Source organism: Streptomyces durmitorensis (genome assembly GCF_023498005.1).
Lineage (GTDB): Bacteria > Actinomycetota > Actinomycetes > Streptomycetales > Streptomycetaceae > Streptomyces > Streptomyces durmitorensis.
Map to the genome: position 1 here is coordinate 2,915,952 of NZ_CP097289.1, position 16,940 is coordinate 2,932,891.

Annotated in this window: 16 protein-coding genes; 3 read left to right on the forward strand and 13 right to left on the reverse strand. The window is 70.5% G+C overall.

The genetic code is table 11. From position 1 onward, the window contains the following. Positions 1-181: 181 nt before the first annotated feature. The 7 genes from truB to rimP form a co-directional block, all read right to left on the reverse strand. The gene (gene truB, locus M4V62_RS12840) at positions 182-1,090 is read right to left on the reverse strand and encodes a tRNA pseudouridine(55) synthase TruB (RefSeq protein ID WP_249587394.1); all 909 of its coding nucleotides are present in this window, start codon (positions 1,088-1,090) and stop codon (positions 182-184) included. Continuing rightward, positions 1,087-1,545, reverse strand: a complete 459-nt coding sequence (gene rbfA, locus M4V62_RS12845; protein ID WP_249587395.1) for a 30S ribosome-binding factor RbfA — start codon at positions 1,543-1,545, stop codon at positions 1,087-1,089. The genes truB and rbfA overlap by 4 nt, the downstream gene beginning before the upstream one ends. Positions 1,546-1,577: 32 nt before the next feature. Further along, on the reverse strand, positions 1,578-1,871 hold the full coding sequence (locus M4V62_RS12850) for a DUF503 domain-containing protein (RefSeq protein ID WP_249587396.1): 294 nt from the start codon (positions 1,869-1,871) through the stop codon (positions 1,578-1,580). A 138-nt stretch (positions 1,872-2,009) separates the two neighbouring features. Beyond that, the gene (gene infB / locus M4V62_RS12855; protein WP_249587397.1) at positions 2,010-5,207 is read right to left on the reverse strand and encodes a translation initiation factor IF-2; all 3,198 of its coding nucleotides are present in this window, start codon (positions 5,205-5,207) and stop codon (positions 2,010-2,012) included. Between the two features lie 145 nt (positions 5,208-5,352). Then, on the reverse strand, positions 5,353-5,643 hold the full coding sequence (locus tag M4V62_RS12860; RefSeq protein WP_160507520.1) for a YlxR family protein: 291 nt from the start codon (positions 5,641-5,643) through the stop codon (positions 5,353-5,355). A gap of 123 nt (positions 5,644-5,766) precedes the next feature. Then, the gene (gene nusA / locus M4V62_RS12865; RefSeq protein WP_249587398.1) at positions 5,767-6,765 is read right to left on the reverse strand and encodes a transcription termination factor NusA; all 999 of its coding nucleotides are present in this window, start codon (positions 6,763-6,765) and stop codon (positions 5,767-5,769) included. Positions 6,766-6,767: 2 nt separating this feature from the next. Continuing rightward, the gene (rimP, locus tag M4V62_RS12870; RefSeq protein ID WP_249587399.1) at positions 6,768-7,268 is read right to left on the reverse strand and encodes a ribosome maturation factor RimP; all 501 of its coding nucleotides are present in this window, start codon (positions 7,266-7,268) and stop codon (positions 6,768-6,770) included. A gap of 240 nt (positions 7,269-7,508) precedes the next feature. Here rimP and M4V62_RS12875 point away from each other — a divergent pair, with 240 nt between their 5' ends. From M4V62_RS12875 to M4V62_RS12885, 3 genes are all read left to right on the forward strand, one after another. Beyond that, complete coding sequence (locus M4V62_RS12875) at positions 7,509-8,036, forward strand: hypothetical protein (protein WP_249587400.1); 528 nt, start codon at positions 7,509-7,511, stop codon at positions 8,034-8,036. Then, positions 8,033-8,500, forward strand: a complete 468-nt coding sequence (locus tag M4V62_RS12880; RefSeq protein WP_249587401.1) for a ferritin-like domain-containing protein — start codon at positions 8,033-8,035, stop codon at positions 8,498-8,500. Before M4V62_RS12875 ends, M4V62_RS12880 begins: the two co-directional genes overlap by 4 nt. Before the next feature lie 70 nt (positions 8,501-8,570). Then, complete coding sequence (locus M4V62_RS12885; RefSeq protein ID WP_249587402.1) at positions 8,571-9,464, forward strand: aminoglycoside phosphotransferase family protein; 894 nt, start codon at positions 8,571-8,573, stop codon at positions 9,462-9,464. Between the two features lie 128 nt (positions 9,465-9,592). Here M4V62_RS12885 and M4V62_RS12890 read toward each other — a convergent pair whose 3' ends face one another. The 6 genes from M4V62_RS12890 to dxr form a co-directional block, all read right to left on the reverse strand. Continuing rightward, positions 9,593-11,287: a proline--tRNA ligase gene (locus M4V62_RS12890; protein WP_249587403.1), complete on the reverse strand. Its 1,695-nt coding sequence runs from the start codon at positions 11,285-11,287 to the stop codon at positions 9,593-9,595. Positions 11,288-11,356: 69 nt separating this feature from the next. Further along, on the reverse strand, positions 11,357-11,902 hold the full coding sequence (locus tag M4V62_RS12895; protein ID WP_249587404.1) for a GNAT family N-acetyltransferase: 546 nt from the start codon (positions 11,900-11,902) through the stop codon (positions 11,357-11,359). A gap of 61 nt (positions 11,903-11,963) precedes the next feature. Next, a complete protein-coding gene (locus M4V62_RS12900; RefSeq protein WP_249587405.1) occupies positions 11,964-12,812 on the reverse strand; it encodes a GNAT family N-acetyltransferase in 849 nt (282 codons plus the stop codon). Between the two features lie 227 nt (positions 12,813-13,039). Next, entirely contained in the window at positions 13,040-14,197 is a 1,158-nt protein-coding gene (gene ispG / locus M4V62_RS12905; protein ID WP_249587406.1) for a flavodoxin-dependent (E)-4-hydroxy-3-methylbut-2-enyl-diphosphate synthase, read from the reverse strand. Positions 14,198-14,360: 163 nt separating this feature from the next. Further along, positions 14,361-15,662 (reverse strand): M50 family metallopeptidase, encoded by a 1,302-nt coding sequence (locus tag M4V62_RS12910; RefSeq protein WP_249587407.1) that lies wholly within the window; start codon positions 15,660-15,662, stop codon positions 14,361-14,363. Further along, entirely contained in the window at positions 15,659-16,915 is a 1,257-nt protein-coding gene (gene dxr / locus M4V62_RS12915) for a 1-deoxy-D-xylulose-5-phosphate reductoisomerase (RefSeq protein ID WP_249587408.1), read from the reverse strand. Before dxr ends, M4V62_RS12910 begins: the two co-directional genes overlap by 4 nt. Positions 16,916-16,940: the final 25 nt, after the last annotated feature.

Below are 16,940 nucleotides of genomic sequence, written 5' to 3' on the forward strand. Positions count from 1 at the left end.
TCCGCTCCCTCGGTTCACTCCGAGCGCCTGCCCGATGGGGTGAATCGGCAGGGCGCGGTGGATACATCTAGAGGTGGGGGGTTCGCCGTGGAGCGGCGCGCGGCATGCGCACAGCTGTCCGCCGCTCCACGACGGAGACCCGCGTACGGGAAGGGAAGGCAGGCGAGGAGGGGACGACGGCTCAGGCGAAGACGGCCAGGCTCTTGGCCTTGCCCTTCAACTCCTCGGCCAGGACCAGGAAGCGGCCCTCCGGATCGAAGACCGCGACGGCGCCGACTCCGGCGTACTCCCCCGGCATCTCGATCCGCACGCCGTTGAGCAGCAGCTTGGCCCGCCGCTCGTCCACGTCCCAGCGCGGGAACGCGGCGGTGGCCGCGTCCGCCACCGGCATCACCGTCAGCTCCTCCTGGAGCTGGTCGATGGTCTTCGCCGCGTCCAGCTTGTACGGCCCGACCCGGGTGCGCCGCAGCGCCGTCAGATGACCGCCGACGCCGAGGTCCGCGCCGAGGTCGCGGGCGAGGGCGCGGATGTACGTCCCCGACGAGCAGACGACGGAGACGACCAGGTCGAGGACGGGGGTGCCGTCCTCGGCGACGGCGTCCCTGACGTCGTACACGGTGAAGGCGGAGATCTTCACCGGGCGGGCGGGGATCTCGAAGTCCTCGCCCTCGCGGGCTCGCGCGTACGACCGCTTGCCGTCGATCTTGATGGCGCTGACCTTCGACGGCACCTGCATGATGTCGCCGGAGAGCTTGGCGATGCCCGCGTCGATGGCGTCCCGCTTGATCATTGAGGCGTCGGCCGACGAGGTGAGCTCGCCTTCGGCGTCGTCCGTGAGCGTGTTCTGGCCGAGCCGGATCGTGCCGAGGTACTCCTTCTCCGTCAGCGCGAGGTGGCCGAGGAGCTTGGTCGCCCGCTCGACCCCGAGGACGAGAACGCCCGTCGCCATGGGGTCGAGGGTGCCGGCGTGGCCGACGCGGCGGGTCTTGGCGATACCGCGCATCTTGGCGACCACGTCATGCGAAGTGAAGCCGGACGGCTTGTCGACGATGACAAGGCCGTCCGGCGTCTTGTTGCTGGTGTTGCTCATGCCGAGGCGTCGCCATCCGTCTCGTCGTCATCGTCTTCGGGCTTGCGGTACGGGTCGGCACCGCCGGCGAACTCGGCGCCCGCGGACACCTCGCGCACCTTCTCGTCCGAGAGCCTGGCCCTGTCGAGGAGGTCCTCGATGGCCTTGGCGTTGTCCGGCAGCGCGTCCGCCACGAAGGTGAGGCTCGGGGTGAACTTCACACCCGCGGCCGCGCCGACCGCGGAACGCAGAACGCCCTTGGCGCTCTCCAGACCGGCGGCGGCCGCCGCGCGGTCCTCGTCGTCCCCGTAGACCGTGTAGAAGACGGTCGCCTCCCGCAGATCACCCGTGACCCGGGTGTCCGTGATGGTCACATGCGTACCGAGCCGCGGGTCCTTGATCCCGCGCTGCAGCTTCTTGGCAACCACCTCTCGGATGAGGTCCGCCAGCCTTTTCGCCCGCGCGTTGTCGGCCACTGCTCCGTCTCCTTCTTCGCCTTGCTGTGCAATCAGTCTTCGTCGCCGTGGAGCCTGCGTCGAACGGAGAGCAGCTCCACCTCAGGACGGGCGGCGACCAAACGCTCGCACCGGTCCAGTACGTCGGTGAGGTGCCCCGTCTCCCCGGAGACCAGCGCGAGGCCGATCTCGGCCCTGCGATGGAGGTCCTGGTTCCCGGTCTCCGCCGCGCTCACCGCGTACTTGCGGATGAGTTCGGCGACGATCGGGCGGACCACGGAGCGTTTCTCCTTCAGCGAGCGAACGTCGCCGAGGAGCAGATCGAAGGACAGTGTCCCCACATACATGTGTGTCCGGATGTCCCGCCGGTTCGGGTTCGTGCCCCGCCAACCACTTGGCAGGGACACAAGAACCGTACACGGAACGGCCGGGGCCGATCGACGGGATTTACTCCCCTCGACCGGCCCCGGTTCGAGCTGCGTGGATCAGCCGCGAGGCTTCTCGCGCATCTCGTACGTCGCGATGACGTCGTCGATCTTGATGTCGTTGAAGTTGCCGAGGTTGATACCGCCCTCGAACCCTTCGCGGAGCTCCGTGACGTCGTCCTTGAAGCGGCGCAGACCGGAGATGTTGAGGCTCTCCGCGATGACCTTGCCGTCGCGGATGAGGCGCGCCTTGGTGTTGCGCTTGACCTCGCCCGACCGGACGAGAACACCGGCGATGTTGCCCAGCTTGGACGAGCGGAAGACCTCGCGGATCTCCGCCGTGCCGAGCTCGACCTCTTCGTACTCCGGCTTGAGCATGCCCTTGAGGGCCGCTTCGATCTCTTCGATCGCCTGGTAGATGACCGAGTAGTACCGGACGTCCACGCCTTCGCGCTCGGCCATCTGGGCGGCACGACCGGCCGCACGGACGTTGAAGCCGATCACGATCGCGTCGGAGCCGGTCGCCAGGTCGATGTCCGACTCGGTGACGGCACCCACGCCGCGGTGCAGGACGCGGATGTCGACCTCTTCGCCGACGTCGAGCTGGAGCAGCGAGGACTCGAGAGCCTCCACCGAACCGGACGCGTCGCCCTTGATGATGAGGTTGAGTTCCTGCACCAGACCGGCCTTGAGGGCCTCGTCCAGGTTCTCCAGGGAGAACCGAACACCCTTGCGGGCGAAGCGGACGTTGCGCTCACGGGCGGCACGCTTCTCGGCGATCTGACGGGCCGTACGGTCCTCGTCGACGACCAGGAAGTTGTCGCCGGCACCCGGGACGTTGGTGAGACCGAGGACGAGGACCGGAGTCGACGGACCCGCCTCTTCCACGTTCTCGCCCTTGTCGTCGAGCATCGCGCGGACTCGGCCGTACGCGTCGCCGACCACCATCGTGTCACCGACGCGGAGGGTACCGCGCTGGACCAGGACGGTCGCGACGGCGCCGCGGCCCTTGTCCAGGTGGGACTCGATTGCAATACCCTGCGCGTCCTGCGCCGGGTTCGCGCGCAGGTCGAGCGAGGCGTCCGCGGTCAGGACCACGGCCTCCAGGAGGGCCTCGATGTTCTCGCCCTGCTTGGCGGAGATGTCGACGAACATCGTGTCGCCGCCGTACTCCTCGGCCACCAGACCGAACTCGGTGAGCTGACCGCGCACCTTGGTCGGGTCGGCACCCTCGACGTCGATCTTGTTGACCGCGACCACGATCGGCACGTCGGCCGCCTTGGCGTGGTTCAGCGCCTCGATCGTCTGCGGCATCACACCGTCGTTGGCCGCGACCACGAGGATCGCGATGTCGGTGGACTTCGCACCACGGGCACGCATGGCGGTGAACGCCTCGTGACCGGGGGTGTCGATGAAGGTGATCTTGCGGTCTTCGCCGTTGACCTCGGCACCGACCTGGTACGCACCGATGTGCTGCGTAATACCGCCGGCCTCGCCCGCAATGACGTTCGTCTTGCGGATCGCGTCCAGAAGTCGGGTCTTACCGTGGTCGACGTGACCCATGACGGTCACGACCGGCGGACGCGCGACGAGTGCTTCCTCGCCACCCTCGTCCTCGCCGAACTCGATGTCGAAGGACTCGAGCAGCTCGCGGTCCTCCTCCTCCGGGCTGACGATCTCCAGGACGAAGTTCATCTCGTCCGCGAGGAGCTTCAGCGTCTCGTCCGGGACGGACTGCGTGGCAGTGACCATCTCGCCGAGGTTCATCATCACGCCGACGAGCGACGCCGGGTTGGCGTTGATCTTCTCGGCGAAGTCGGTCAGCGAGGCACCACGGGACAGGCGGACCGCCTGGCCGTTGCCCCTCGGCAGCATGACGCCGCCGACCGACGGAGCCTGCATCGACTCGTACTCCTGGCGCCTCTGCCGCTTCGACTTGCGACCACGACGGGCGGGCCCGCCGGGACGGCCGAACGCACCCTGCGTGCCACCACGGGCACCGGGACCGCCGGGACGACCGCCACCGGGGCGACCGGCGAAACCGCCGCCACCACCGGGACGACCGGCGAAACCGCCACCGCCGCCGCCACCACCGGGACGACCGGCGAAACCGCCGCCGCCACCGGGACCGGCCGGACGGCCTGCGAAGCCGCCGCCACCGGGACGACCGCCGCCGCCACCCGGGCGACCGCCGCCGCCACCGGGACCACGGCCACCGCCGGGGCCACCACCGGGACGCGGACCGGCAGCGGGACGCTGCGGCATCATGCCCGGGTTCGGACGGTTACCGCCGCCACCGGGGGCGCCGCCGGGACGCGGGGCACCACCCTGCGGGCGAGGCATGCCGCCGGGGCTGGGGCGAGCGCCGCCCTGGCCCTGCGGACGAGGAGCACCCTGGCCGCCCTGGCCCTGCGGGCGCGGGGCGCCGCCGGGACCGCCGGGGCCACCCTGGCCGCCGGGACGCGGGGCGCCGCCCGGACGGGGCGCCTGCGGGCGCGCCATGCCGGTGGAGCCACCAGAGGTGAAGGGGTTGTTGCCGGGGCGCGGTCCTGCCGGACGGCCACCGGGGCGCGGAGCGCCACCCTGGCCGCCGGGACGCGGAGCGCCACCCTGACGGTCGCCGCGGTCGCCACGACCCTGACCGCCCTGACCCTGACCACCCTGGCCGGGGGCCGGACGGCCCGCGGGCTTGGGGGCACCCGGGCGAGCGCCCGGACGGGGGCCTGCCGGCGCCGAGGAGGCGGCCGGAGCAGCCGGAGCCGCCGGCGGAGCGGTGAACTCCGGGGCGGACGGAGCCGGGCTCGCCGGAGCGGCGGGCGCGGCCGGGGCAGCCGGAGCCGCGGGGGCGGCCGGAGCTGCGGGCGCCGGCTTGGGCGTCGGCGGCTTCGGGCCCGGACGCGGGCCGGGAGTGGCCGGAGAGGCCGCGGGCTTGTCGGCCGCGGCGGCGGGCTTGGCCGCCGGCGGCTTGGGCGCGGCCGGACCCGGACGGGCGGCCTGCGCGGGAGAGGGGGACGCCGAGCCCGAGGGGGCCGGCGGCTTGGGGGCGGCCTGCTTGCGCGGCGCCCCGGGCTTGGCGGCGGCGGGCTTGCCGTTGCCACCGCCCGTGTTCAATGCGTCAGTCAATTTGCGTACAACGGGCGCCTCGATCGTCGAGGACGCCGAACGTACGAATTCACCGAGTTCTTGGAGCTTGGCCATGACGACCTTGCTCTCTACGCCGAACTCCTTGGCGAGTTCGTATACCCGGACCTTAGCCACTTCGCTCCTTTTAGGTCCGGGTTACGCCGGACCGTCGCTACTTCATGGGCGTACTCATCGCGTGCTCATCGAGTGCTCATCGCAATCTCGACCTACTTCCAACTCGCGGAATACCAGGGCCGCGCGGGGTTCCGCGCGACCTTCCTTACGGTGTTGCCTGCTGGGCAACTGTCTCGACGGCTCGGCGCAAGTCCGCCGTGTCGAGCGGGCCCGGGGCCCGGAAGGCCCTCGGGAACGCTCTGCGTCGGACCGCCAGGTCGAGACAGACCGGAACGGGGTGGATATACGCACCCCGGCCGGGCAGCGTACCGCTTGGATCGGGGGCGCAAGCGCCCTCTTTCGCCACGATGCGCAGCAGATCGCTCTTGGCCGCTCGCTCCCGGCACCCCACACAGGTGCGTTCAGGGCATGCGCGGGCTTGCGTCCGGCCAGACACGATTAAGTCTACCTCCCCGCACCGACCTCACCCCTTTGGGGCAAAAATCGAACGGTTGTTGTCTTGATCAGTACGCGATCAGGACGCGATCGGCGTCCTGATCAAGCGCTGATCTGGAGCTGCTCAGGACTCCGGGGAGTCCTGCGGCTGCTCGGTGTCCGGACGGATGTCGATGCGCCAGCCCGTGAGCCGCGCGGCGAGGCGGGCGTTCTGGCCCTCCTTGCCGATCGCAAGGGACAGCTGGTAATCGGGCACCGTCACCCGCGCGGAACGGGCCGCGAGGTCGACGATCTCCACCTTGCTGACCCGCGCCGGGGAGAGCGCGTGGGCGACCATCTCGCCCGGGTCGTCCGACCAGTCGACGATGTCGATCTTCTCGCCGTTGAGCTCGGCCATGACGTTGCGCACACGCTGGCCCATCGGGCCGATGCAGGCGCCCTTGGCGTTGAGCCCCGAGCGGGTCGAGCGCACCGCGATCTTGGTCCGGTGACCGGCCTCGCGGGCGATGGCCGAGATCTCGACAGAGCCGTCGGCGATCTCCGGCACCTCGAGCGCGAAGAGCTTCTTGACGAGGTTCGGGTGCGTGCGGGAGAGCGTGACCGAGGGGCCACGGACACCCTTCGCCACCCGGACGACGTACGAACGAAGGCGCAGGCCGTGGGCGTACTCCTCGCCCGGGACCTGCTCCTGCACCGGCAGGATGGCCTCGAGCTTGCCGATGTCGACCAGGACGTTCTTCGGGTCGCGGCCCTGCTGGACGACGCCCGTGACGATGTCGCCCTCACGGCCCGCGTACTCGCCGAGGGTCGCGTCGTCCTGAGCGTCGCGCAGACGCTGCAGGATGACCTGCTTGGCGGTCGTCGCTGCGATGCGGCCGAAGTCCGACGGGGTGTCGTCGAACTCCTTGGCCTCCTGGCCCTCTTCGAGGTCCGCCGGGTCCTCCGTCGCCCACACCGTCACATGGCCGCTCTCGCGGTCCAGCTTCACGCGTGCGCGACGGAAGCTGCCGTCGGTGCGGTGGTAGGCGATGAGGAGAGCAGACTCGATCGCCTCGACCAACAGGTCGAAGGAGATCTCCTTCTCGCGGACCAGACCCCGCAGGGCACTCATGTCGATGTCCACGGCTACGCCTCCTCTTCCTTCTTGTCCTTGCGGCTGAACTCGACCTCGACGCGCGCCTTGGCGATCGCGTCGAAGGCGAGCCTGCGGGCGGTGGGCTTGCGCCCCTTCACGCCCGGTACTTCCAGATCCACGCCTTCGTCGTCCACCTCGAGGATGCGGGCGATCAGATCGTCGCCGCCCTCCGTCAGCTGGAACTTCACCAGGCGGCCGACGGCGCGCAGATAGTGGCGGTGCTCCGTCAGCGGGCGCTCGGCGCCCGGGGAGCCGACTTCGAGGGTGTACTCCCCGTCGCCCATCGCGTCGCTCTCGTCGAGCTTCTCGGAGAGTTCGCGGCTGATCTCCGCGATCTGATCCAGGTCCACGCCGTCGTCCGAATCGACGACGACTCTCAGCACACGCTTGCGTCCGACCGAGGCCACTTCGATCTCTTCGAGATCCAGGTCCTTCGAGCTGACGAGCGGTTCCAGCAGTTCTCGCAGCCTCTCGCTCTGGGTGGTGCTCATCCGGGTGACTCCTCGGCCGCGTGTGCTGTTGTGGGATCGTCGCGTGTCAGCTCAAAGGGTATCCGGTCCGGAGGGGTGTTGCCGCCCGCTGTCCGGCCACCGTCCGGCCCCCGCCCGCCCGGCGTCGAGCCGCTCACGCGTACGAGGGCAGGCCGAAGGTACGGTGATCACCGGGCCGATGCCCGGCCGCCCATCTTCTGACTGCCTGCCTTTCTGGCCTTCCTGCCGAGGACGTCTGCTGTGCCGTCGTATCCCACCCCCTCGCACGCCCGCTCGGGGCCGCGCCGGAGGAGTCTGCTGACCGGGGCCGCCGGAGCGGCCGGGGCCGTGCTGCTCTCCGGCTGCTCCGACTCCGACTCCACGGACGCCGACGAGCGCCCTTCCGCAGCCGCGCGGCTGCGCGCGCAGGCCGCCAAGGACAGCGGTGAGCTGCTCGGGCGGTACGACGCCGTCCTCGCCGCGCATCCCTCGCTGGCCGGCCGGCTCGATCCGTTGCGGGCGGAGGTGAAGCGGCACGAGGCGGTCTTCGCCGAAGGGTCCGCTCCCCCGTCCCCCACGGGCTCCCCCTCCGCGTCGCCCGCGCGGAAGCCCGCCGTCCCCAAGGACGAGAAGGACGCCGTGCGCGAGCTCGCGCAGGCCGAGCGGGAGCTGGCCAAGCAGCGCGGGAGTGCGCTGCTGGACGCGCCCGCGGAGCTGGCCAGGCTGCTCGCCTCGGTGGCGGCCGCGGGCGCCGCGCACGCGTATCTGCTGACGGAGGGCGACAAGTGAGCGATTCCAAGGACGAGTTGAAGGCGGTGCAGGCCGCACTCGGCGCCGAGCACGCCGCCGTGTACGGCTTCGGGGTCGTCGGCGGCCGGATCGGCGAGGACCGCAGGGCCGAGGCGCGCACGGCGTACGACACGCATCGCGCCCGGCGCGACGAGCTGCAGCGCGCCGTGCGCGACCTGGGCGGCGAGCCCGAGCCGTCGGCGGCCGCCTACGCGCTGCCGTTCGCGGTGCGGGACTCGGCGGCGGCCGTGCGGCTCGCGACGGAGCTGGAGGAGCGGGTCGCGGGGGTCTACTCGGATCTCGTGCGCGCCTCCACCGGCGCCCGGCGCGGACACGCCGCCGAGGCGCTGCGGGAGGCGGCGGTCCGTGCGGCGCGGTGGCGCGGCGGGAGCGTAACCTTCCCTGGTCTCGCCGAGCGGGCCGCCGGGTCGGGCACCTCCGCACCGGCGGCGCCCAAGGCGTAGTGCGCGCTGACGCAGTCCGGAACCCAGGCCGGCAGTTCAGGCCGGGAAGTCAGGAAGGAACAACTCACGTATGGCTCTCGAACCGCCCCGGCGTCTGGTCACCGCACTCGGTGAGACGGCGCAGGACGGCGACGACTGGCTGGAGAAGCTGCCCGAGGCAGCTGAACAGGCCGTTGCTCTACGCGAGTTGACCGTCGAGCGGGTCCATGTGCCCGGCGGGCGCAGCGGCCTCGTCGTCCTGGTGCGCCTCGCCGACAGCACGCCCGCGGTCCTGAAGCTGGTGCCGCCGAGATCGCGCCCGCAGAGCGAGCGGGCCGCGCTCGCGCACTGGGACGGGTTCGGTGCCGTACGGCTCCTGGAACCGTCCGCCGCGGACGGGGCGCTGCTGCTGGAACGGCTGCACCGCGATGTGTCGGTCCGTTCGCTGCCCGAGGCCAAGGCCCTGCTAGAGGCCGCGGGCACGCTGCGGCGGCTGTGGGTGGAGCCGCCCGCGGGGCACCGCTTCGAGACGGTCGCCGAGCGGACGGGGCGGCAGGCCGATGCGATGCGGGCGTCCGCCGACGGGGAGGTCGCACCGCTGGTCGAGGCCGCGCTGGCGGCGCGGGAGGAGTTGCTCGCCGGGGACGCGGAGGTGCGGTTGCTGCACGGCACGTTCCGGCAGAGCAAGGTGCTTCAGGGGGATCGGGTGCCGTGGCTGGCCGTGGGGCCCGATCCGGTGGTGGGTGAGTGTGCGTTCGACCTGGCCCGGCTGGTGCGGGACCGGGTGGAGGACCTCATCGCCTCGCCCTCCGGGGCGTCGATCACCCGTCGCCGGGTGAAGAAGCTGGCCGAGTCGCTGGATGTGGATCAGGAGCGGTTGCGGGGGTGGACGCTGTTCCGTGCGGTGGAGTCGGGTGTGCGGGCACGGCGCGTGGGGCGGGAGCAGGATGCGGAGCTGTTGTTGGAGTTCGCCGGGTGGTTGTAGCGGGCGGGGGCGCCTTGGTTGCCGCCATCACCGGCTCCGCCGAGTTCGTCCTCAAACGCCGGACGGGCTGAAAGACTCCGGCCGGGCTGGATATCTCCAGCCCGGCCGGAGTTTGAGCAGCGACCCACTCAGGCCGTCAGCCGCGCAATCGCCTCAGCCACGGTCAGCTCCTCGCGCTCCCCGGTCCTGCGGTCCTTCAGCTCTACGACGCCCTCGGCGGAGCGGCGGCCCGCCACCAGGATCTGCGGGACACCGATCAGCTCCGCGTCCGTGAACTTCACGCCGGGCGAGACGCCCGCGCGGTCGTCGACAAGGACCCGCACTCCCGCGGCGTTCAGCTGCTCGGAGACGTCAAGGGCGAGCTCCGTCTGGAGCGCCTTGCCCGCGGCCACCACGTGGACGTCGGCGGGGGCGATCTCCTTGGGCCAGCACAGGCCCTTGTCGTCCGCCGTCTGCTCGGCGAGCGCCGCCACCGCGCGGGAGACGCCGATGCCGTACGAACCCATGGTCACGCGGACCGGCTTGCCCTGCTGGCCGAGGACGTCGAGCTGGAAGGCGTCGGCGAACTTGCGGCCCAGCTGGAAGATGTGGCCGATCTCGATGGCGCGGTCCAGCTGCAGGCCGGTGCCGCACTTGGGGCAGGGGTCGCCCGCCTCGACGACCACGACGTCGAGGTAGTCGTCGACCTCGAAGTCACGGCCCGCGACGACGTTCTTCGCGTGCGTGTTGATCTTGTTGGCGCCGGTGATCCAGGCCGTGCCGGCCGCCACCCGCGGGTCGGCGATGTAGCGGACCTTCTCCAGGCCCTGCGGGCCGACGTATCCGCGTACGAGATCGTCGCGGCCCTCGAAGTCCTCGGCCGTCACCAGTTCCACGACGGCGGGCGACAGGTGCTCGCCGAGCTTGCCGAGGTCGACCTCGCGGTCGCCGGGGACGCCCACGGCGACGATCTCTCCGTCGACCTTGACCAGGAGGTTCTTCAGGGTCGCGGACGCGGGCACACCGAGGTGGGCCGCGAGCGTCTCGATCGTCGGGGTGTCGGGGGTGTCCAGGTCCTCGACCGGGCCGTGCACGGAACCGTCCGCCTCGGTGGCCACGAAGGACACCGCCTCCGTGTTGGCCGCGTAGTCGCACGCGGGGCAGTCCACGAAGGTGTCCTCACCGGCCGGCGCGGGCGCCAGGAACTCCTCGGACGCCGAGCCGCCCATCGCGCCGGAGACGGCGGAGACGATGCGGTGGTCGAGGCCGAGGCGCTCGAAGATCTTGATGTACGCGGCCCGGTGCAGGGCGTACGACTCGGCGAGGCCCTCGTCCGTCGTGTCGAAGGAGTACGAGTCCTTCATCTGGAACTCGCGGCCGCGCAGCACACCGGCGCGGGGGCGGGCCTCGTCGCGGTACTTCGTCTGGATCTGGTAGAGGATCACGGGCAGGTCCTTGTAGGACGAGCACTGGTCCTTGACGATCTGGGTGAAGATCTCCTCGTGCGTGGGACCGAGGAGGTAGTCCGCGCCCTTGCGGTCCTTGAGGCGGAAGAGCAGGTCGCCGTACTCGTCGTAGCGGCCCGTCGCGTCGTACGACTCCTTGGGCAGGAGCGCGGGCAGGAGGACTTCCTGGGCGCCGATGGCGTCCATCTCCTCGCGCACGACGTGGGTGATGTTCTCCAGGACCTTCTTGCCAAGGGGCAGCCAGGACCAGATGCCTGCGGCGGTGCGGCGGACGTATCCGGCCCGGACGAGCAGCTTGTGGTTGAGCGTCTCGGCGTCCGCCGGGTCGTCGCGCAGTGTCTTGATCATCAATCGGGACATGCGCTGGACCTGGGCCATGGTGAACTCCTGCGTGGAAAGGGTGATGGGCAGGAGGTTAGCCGGGGCGCGGGCGCGTGCGGAAATCGGTTAGGCGGTGACCCGCCTCAGCGGGAGCGGTGCGCCCATCACCGCGTACGGCTTCGGGGCGCTGGGGAACTGGACGTTGCGGGCCAGGTCCGTGTACCCGAGGGAGCGGTAGAGGCCGCGTGCGGGGCTCTCCGTGTCGATCGCGGAGAGGATCGAGCGGGGCTGGCGGACGGCGTCCGTGATGGTGGTGATGAGCGTGCGGCCGACGCCGTGGTTCTGGTGTCCCGGCTGCACATGGAGCTCGGTGATCACGAAGGAGTCGTCGAGCCAGCCGTCCATGTCCCCGGCGCGCAGATACGGCTCGACGACCGTGGACCACCAGTGGCCGCGGTCGTTGGGCATGCCGTAGACGAAGCCGACGAGCCGCCCCTCGGGGGTGGTGGCGCCGAGCGCGCGGGCGCCGGGGTAGGTGATGTGCCGCAGCACGATCTGCCGCCGCACGGCCACCTCGTCGTCGCTGAGCCCGAACGCGTGGGCCTGCACCCGCAGCGCTTCGTCCACGTGCGTGGCGAGGTCCAGCGGCCCGATCACGACGTCGTCAGTCATGCGCCGAACTTTAACTCGCTGCCGGGGGTGCGTGAGGAGTGCGGTGCGAGACGCGGAAGAGCTAGAACAGGACGCTCATGAACGCCCCGACCTCCTGGAACCCCACCCGCCGGTACGCCGACCTGGCCGCGGTGTTGAAGTCGTTGACGTAGAGGCTGACGACCGGGGCCACGTCCGCGAGGGCGTAGCGCAGGACGGCCGCCATGCCCGGCGCCGCGTAGCCCTGGCCCCGGTACTCGGGGGCCACCCAGACGCCCTGTACCTGACAGGCCTGGTTCGTGGCCGCGCCGATCTCGGCCTTGAAGATGACCTTGCCGTCGCGGTCGAGGCGGGCGAACGACCGCCCCGCGCCGACCAGTTCGGCGACCCGCGCCTGGTAGAGCAGGCCGCCGTCACCGGCGAGCGGCGAGATGCCGACCTCCTCGGTGAACATCGCCACGCACGCGGGCATGATCGTCTCCATCTCGTCCTTGCGGACGCGACGGACGTACGGATCGGGGGTGATGTCGTACGGGAGCCGGTCGGTGACCATCAGGGGCTGCTGGGCGCGGACCTCGCGAGCGGGGCCCCAGGAGGGTTCGAGCAGCCGCCACAGCTGGGAGGTGGGCTCGGCGGGGCCGACGATGGAGGAGCAGCGGCGGCCTGCCCTGCGGGCGCGGTCCGCGAAGGCGCGTACGGCTCGGGGGGTCGCGCAGATCGGGACGAGGTTGGCGCCCGCGTAGCAGAGGGACTCCAGCATTCCGTCCTGGTACCAGCCCCACATCTCGCCGCCGAGCCGCCACGGGTCGAGGCCCGCGACGCGGACCCGTGAGGTCACGAAAGCGTTGGCCACTGGCTCGCGGTCGAGGACTGCGAGCGCGGCGTCCAGGTCACTCGGTTCGAGGACCCTGGTGGTGGTCTGAGTCAACACGTGCGGGGGCCTCACCATACGGTCTGCTGATCTCCGCACTGTACCTGGCGGGGGCGCCTTGTGCCGTGGGGTCGCTTGGAGGGGGCTTTGTCTGCTCTTCCCTGCGGGTGGCGGGTGGGTTTTCTTCGCCGCTTCGCGGCGGTCTTTCCCGCCCACCCGCCCGATTGCCCCGCGGTACACACGTGGGCCCCGCCACCGACCCGGTGGCGGGGCCCACATGACGAGAATCAGCCGGCTACGGCCACCGACGGCTCCCCGGAGGGGACCCCGTCCTTCTCCATCTGCTCGGCGATCTTCATCGCCTCTTCGATGAGGGTCTCCACGATCTTCGACTCGGGGACGGTCTTGATGACCTCGCCCTTGACGAAGATCTGCCCCTTGCCGTTGCCGGACGCGACGCCGAGGTCGGCCTCGCGGGCCTCGCCGGGGCCGTTCACGACGCAGCCCATGACGGCGACGCGGAGGGGGACCTCCATGCCGTCGAGGCCCGCGGTGACCTCTTCGGCCAGCTTGTAGACGTCGACCTGGGCGCGGCCGCAGGACGGGCAGGAGACGATCTCCAGGCGGCGCGGCTTGAGGTTGAGGGACTCCAGGATCTGGATGCCGACCTTGATCTCCTCCACCGGCGGGGCCGAGAGGGAGACGCGGATCGTGTCGCCGATGCCCTCGGAGAGCAGCGCGCCGAAGGCGACCGCCGACTTGATCGTGCCCTGGAAGGCCGGGCCCGCCTCCGTCACGCCGAGGTGCAGGGGGTAGTCGCTCTGGGCGGCCAGTTGCCGGTAGGCGTTGACCATGACCACCGGGTCGTTGTGCTTGACCGAGATCTTGATGTCCCGGAAGCCGTGCTCCTCGAAGAGCGACGCCTCCCACAGGGCCGACTCGACCAGGGCCTCCGGGGTGGCCTTGCCGTACTTCTTGAGAAGGCGCGCGTCCAGGGAGCCCGCGTTGACGCCGATGCGGATCGGGGTGCCCGCGTCGTTCGCGGCCCGCGCGATCTCCTTGACCTTGTCGTCGAACTGCTTGATGTTGCCGGGGTTCACGCGCACCGCGGCGCAGCCGGCGTCGATCGCGGCGAAGACGTACTTCGGCTGGAAGTGGATGTCGGCGATGACCGGGATCTGCGACTTCCGCGCGATCGTGGACAGCGCGTCCGCGTCGTCCTGCGTCGGGCAGGCGACCCGCACGATCTGGCAGCCGGACGCGGTCAGCTCCGCGATCTGCTGCAGCGTCGCCCCGATGTCGGACGTACGCGTCGTGGTCATCGACTGCACCGAGACCGGTGCGTCCCCGCCGACGGCGACCGTACCGACCTGGATCTTGCGGCTGACACGGCGGTCGGCGAGCTTGGTCGGTACGGACGGGATTCCGAGAGAAACGGCAGTCATCTGGCGAGCATCCCCAAGGTGTGGATCAAGGTCCCGAGATCGGCGGGCTCCAGGCTTCGAGATTACGGCACCCCACCGCGCCCGAGCACATCACGTCCGTAACTCCACCCAAAGGTGGGCGGCCGGACACAGAGAGTGCCCGGCCGCCGCAAACTTCACGTAATCAGGAGATTCTCACCGGGTTAACCACGTCCGCGATCAGGACCAGGATCGTGAAGCAGATGAAGATTCCGGCCACCACATAGGCGACGGGCATCAGCTTCGCGACGTCGAAGGGGCCCGGGTCGGGCCGCTTCAGGAGCTTGGCCGCCTTGCGCCGCACCGACTCCCACAGCGCTCCCGCGATGTGCCCGCCGTCCAGCGGAAGCAGCGGCAGCATGTTGAACAGGAAGAGGGAGAGGTTGAAGCCCGCGACCAGGAACAGCATCATCGCGATCTGGTTCTCCGGCGGGATGTCAAGGGTGAAGACCTCGCCGCCCACGCGGGCCGCGCCGACGACGCCCATCGGGGAGTCCTGCTTGCGGTCGCCGTCACCGAAGGCCGCGTCCCACAGGTCGGGGATCTTGGACGGCAGTGCGATGAGCGACTCGACGCCGTTCTCCATCATGTCGCCCATGCGGTTCACGGAGTCGCCGAAGCCCTGCTGGACGACGCCGGTGGCGGGGGTGAAGCCGAGGAAGCCCGCGTAGACGTACTTGCCCTCTACGTAGCCACCCTCTCCGTCCGTCTTGCTGACCTGGTTCTTGATGAGGTTGGCGTGCAGGTCGACCTGCTTGCCGTCGCGCTCGACCGTGATGGTGGCCGGGCCGATGGTCTCGCGGATCTTGCCCTGGAGCGCGGACCAGTCGTCGACGGGCTGCCCCTGGAAGGCCACGATCTTGTCGCCGAGCTTCAGGCCTGCCGCCTTGGCGGGCGCGGCCGTGTCGCCCTTCTCGCACTTGGAGCGGTTCTCGCTCTGCTGGATGACGCAGTCGGACACCTTGCCGACCGTCGTCGTCTGCGTGCTGATGCCGAAGGTCATCATCACGCCGAGGAAGATCGCCACGGCGAGGATGAGGTTCATGAACGGACCCGCGAACATCACGATCACGCGCTTCCACGGCTTGCGCGTGTAGAAGAGGCGGGTTTCGTCGCCGGGTTCGAGCTCCTCGAAGGCGGCCGACCGCGCGTCCTCGATCATGCCGCGCCAGGGGGACGTGGAGCGTGCCTCTATGCGGCCGTCCGGTCCCGGCGGGAACATGCCGATCATGCGGATGTAGCCGCCGAGGGGGATGGCCTTGATGCCGTACTCGGTGTCGCCCTTCTTGCGCGAGAAGATCGTCGGGCCGAAGCCGACCATGTACTGCGGCACGCGGATGCCGAACAGCTTGGCGGTCGACAGGTGGCCCAGCTCGTGCCAGGCGATCGAGAACAGCAGCCCGACCGCGAAGACGACTATGCCGAGGATCATCATCAAGGTCGTCATGCGCGGGCCTCCGCGGTCGCCTTCGCCGTCAGTTCACGGGCCCGGGCACGCGCCCAGGTCTCCGCTTCGAGGACGTCCGCGACGGTCAGGGAAGTTCCCGCGGACGGCGTGCCGTGTTCGGCGACGACCTTCGTCACGGTCTCCATGATCCCGTTGAAGGGCAGGGCGCCGTTCAAGAACGCGTCCACGCACTCCTCGTTGGCCGCATTGAACACCGCCGGGGCCGTGCCCGCGAGCTTCCCCACGTGCCGGGCGAGCCCGACCGACGGAAAAGCGTCGTTGTCGAGGGGGAAGAACTCCCAGCTCGACGCCTTCGTCCAGTCGAAGGCGGGAGCGGCGTCCGGCACGCGCTCGGGCCAGCCGATGCCGATGGCGATCGGGCCGCCCATGTCGGGCGGCGTGGCCTGGGCCAGCGTCGATCCGTCGGTGAACTCGACCATGGAGTGCACGTAGGACTGCGGGTGGACGACGACCTCGATGCGCTCGAAGGGGATGTCGTAGAGGAGGTGCGCCTCGATGACTTCCAGGCCCTTGTTCACGAGCGTCGCGGAGTTGACGGTGATGACCGGGCCCATGGCCCAGGTCGGGTGCGCGAGCGCGTCCTCGGGCGTGACGTTCGCCAGATCGGCCTTCGTACGTCCCCGGAACGGGCCCCCGGAGGCCGTGACGACCAGTTTGCGCACGTCGGCGCGGGTGCCCGAGGCGAGCGCCTGGAAGAGCGCGGCGTGCTCGGAGTCGACCGGGATGATCTGCCCCGGCTTCGCGAGCGCCTTCACCAGGGGGCCGCCGACGATCAGCGACTCCTTGTTGGCGAGCGCGAGGGTGCGGCCCGCCTCAAGGGCGGCGAGGGTGGGCGCGAGCCCGATGGATCCGGTGATGCCGTTCAGGACGGTGTGGCACGCCGACGCGGCGAGCTGCGCGGCCGCGTCGGGCCCGGCGAGGATCTCGGGCAGCGGCTCGGTGCCGTACTGCCCCTTGAGCGCCTCGCGCAGCGCCGGTACGACGTCCTCGCGGGCCACCGCGACGGTCCGCACCCGCAGCTGCCTGGCCTGCTCGGCGAGCAGCGCGACGCGGCCGCCCGCGGCGGAGAGCGCGGTGACGCGGAAGCGACGGGGGTTGCGCAGGACGAGATCGATGGCCTGGGTGCCGATCGACCCGGTCGAGCCGAGGATGACGATGTCCCGCGGGCCGTCCGTGACGACGGGGTCGAAGACGAGATGCGGGTCGGCGAGGGGGGCTGGACTGTCGCTCATCCCCCCATTCTTGCGTGGGTGACGG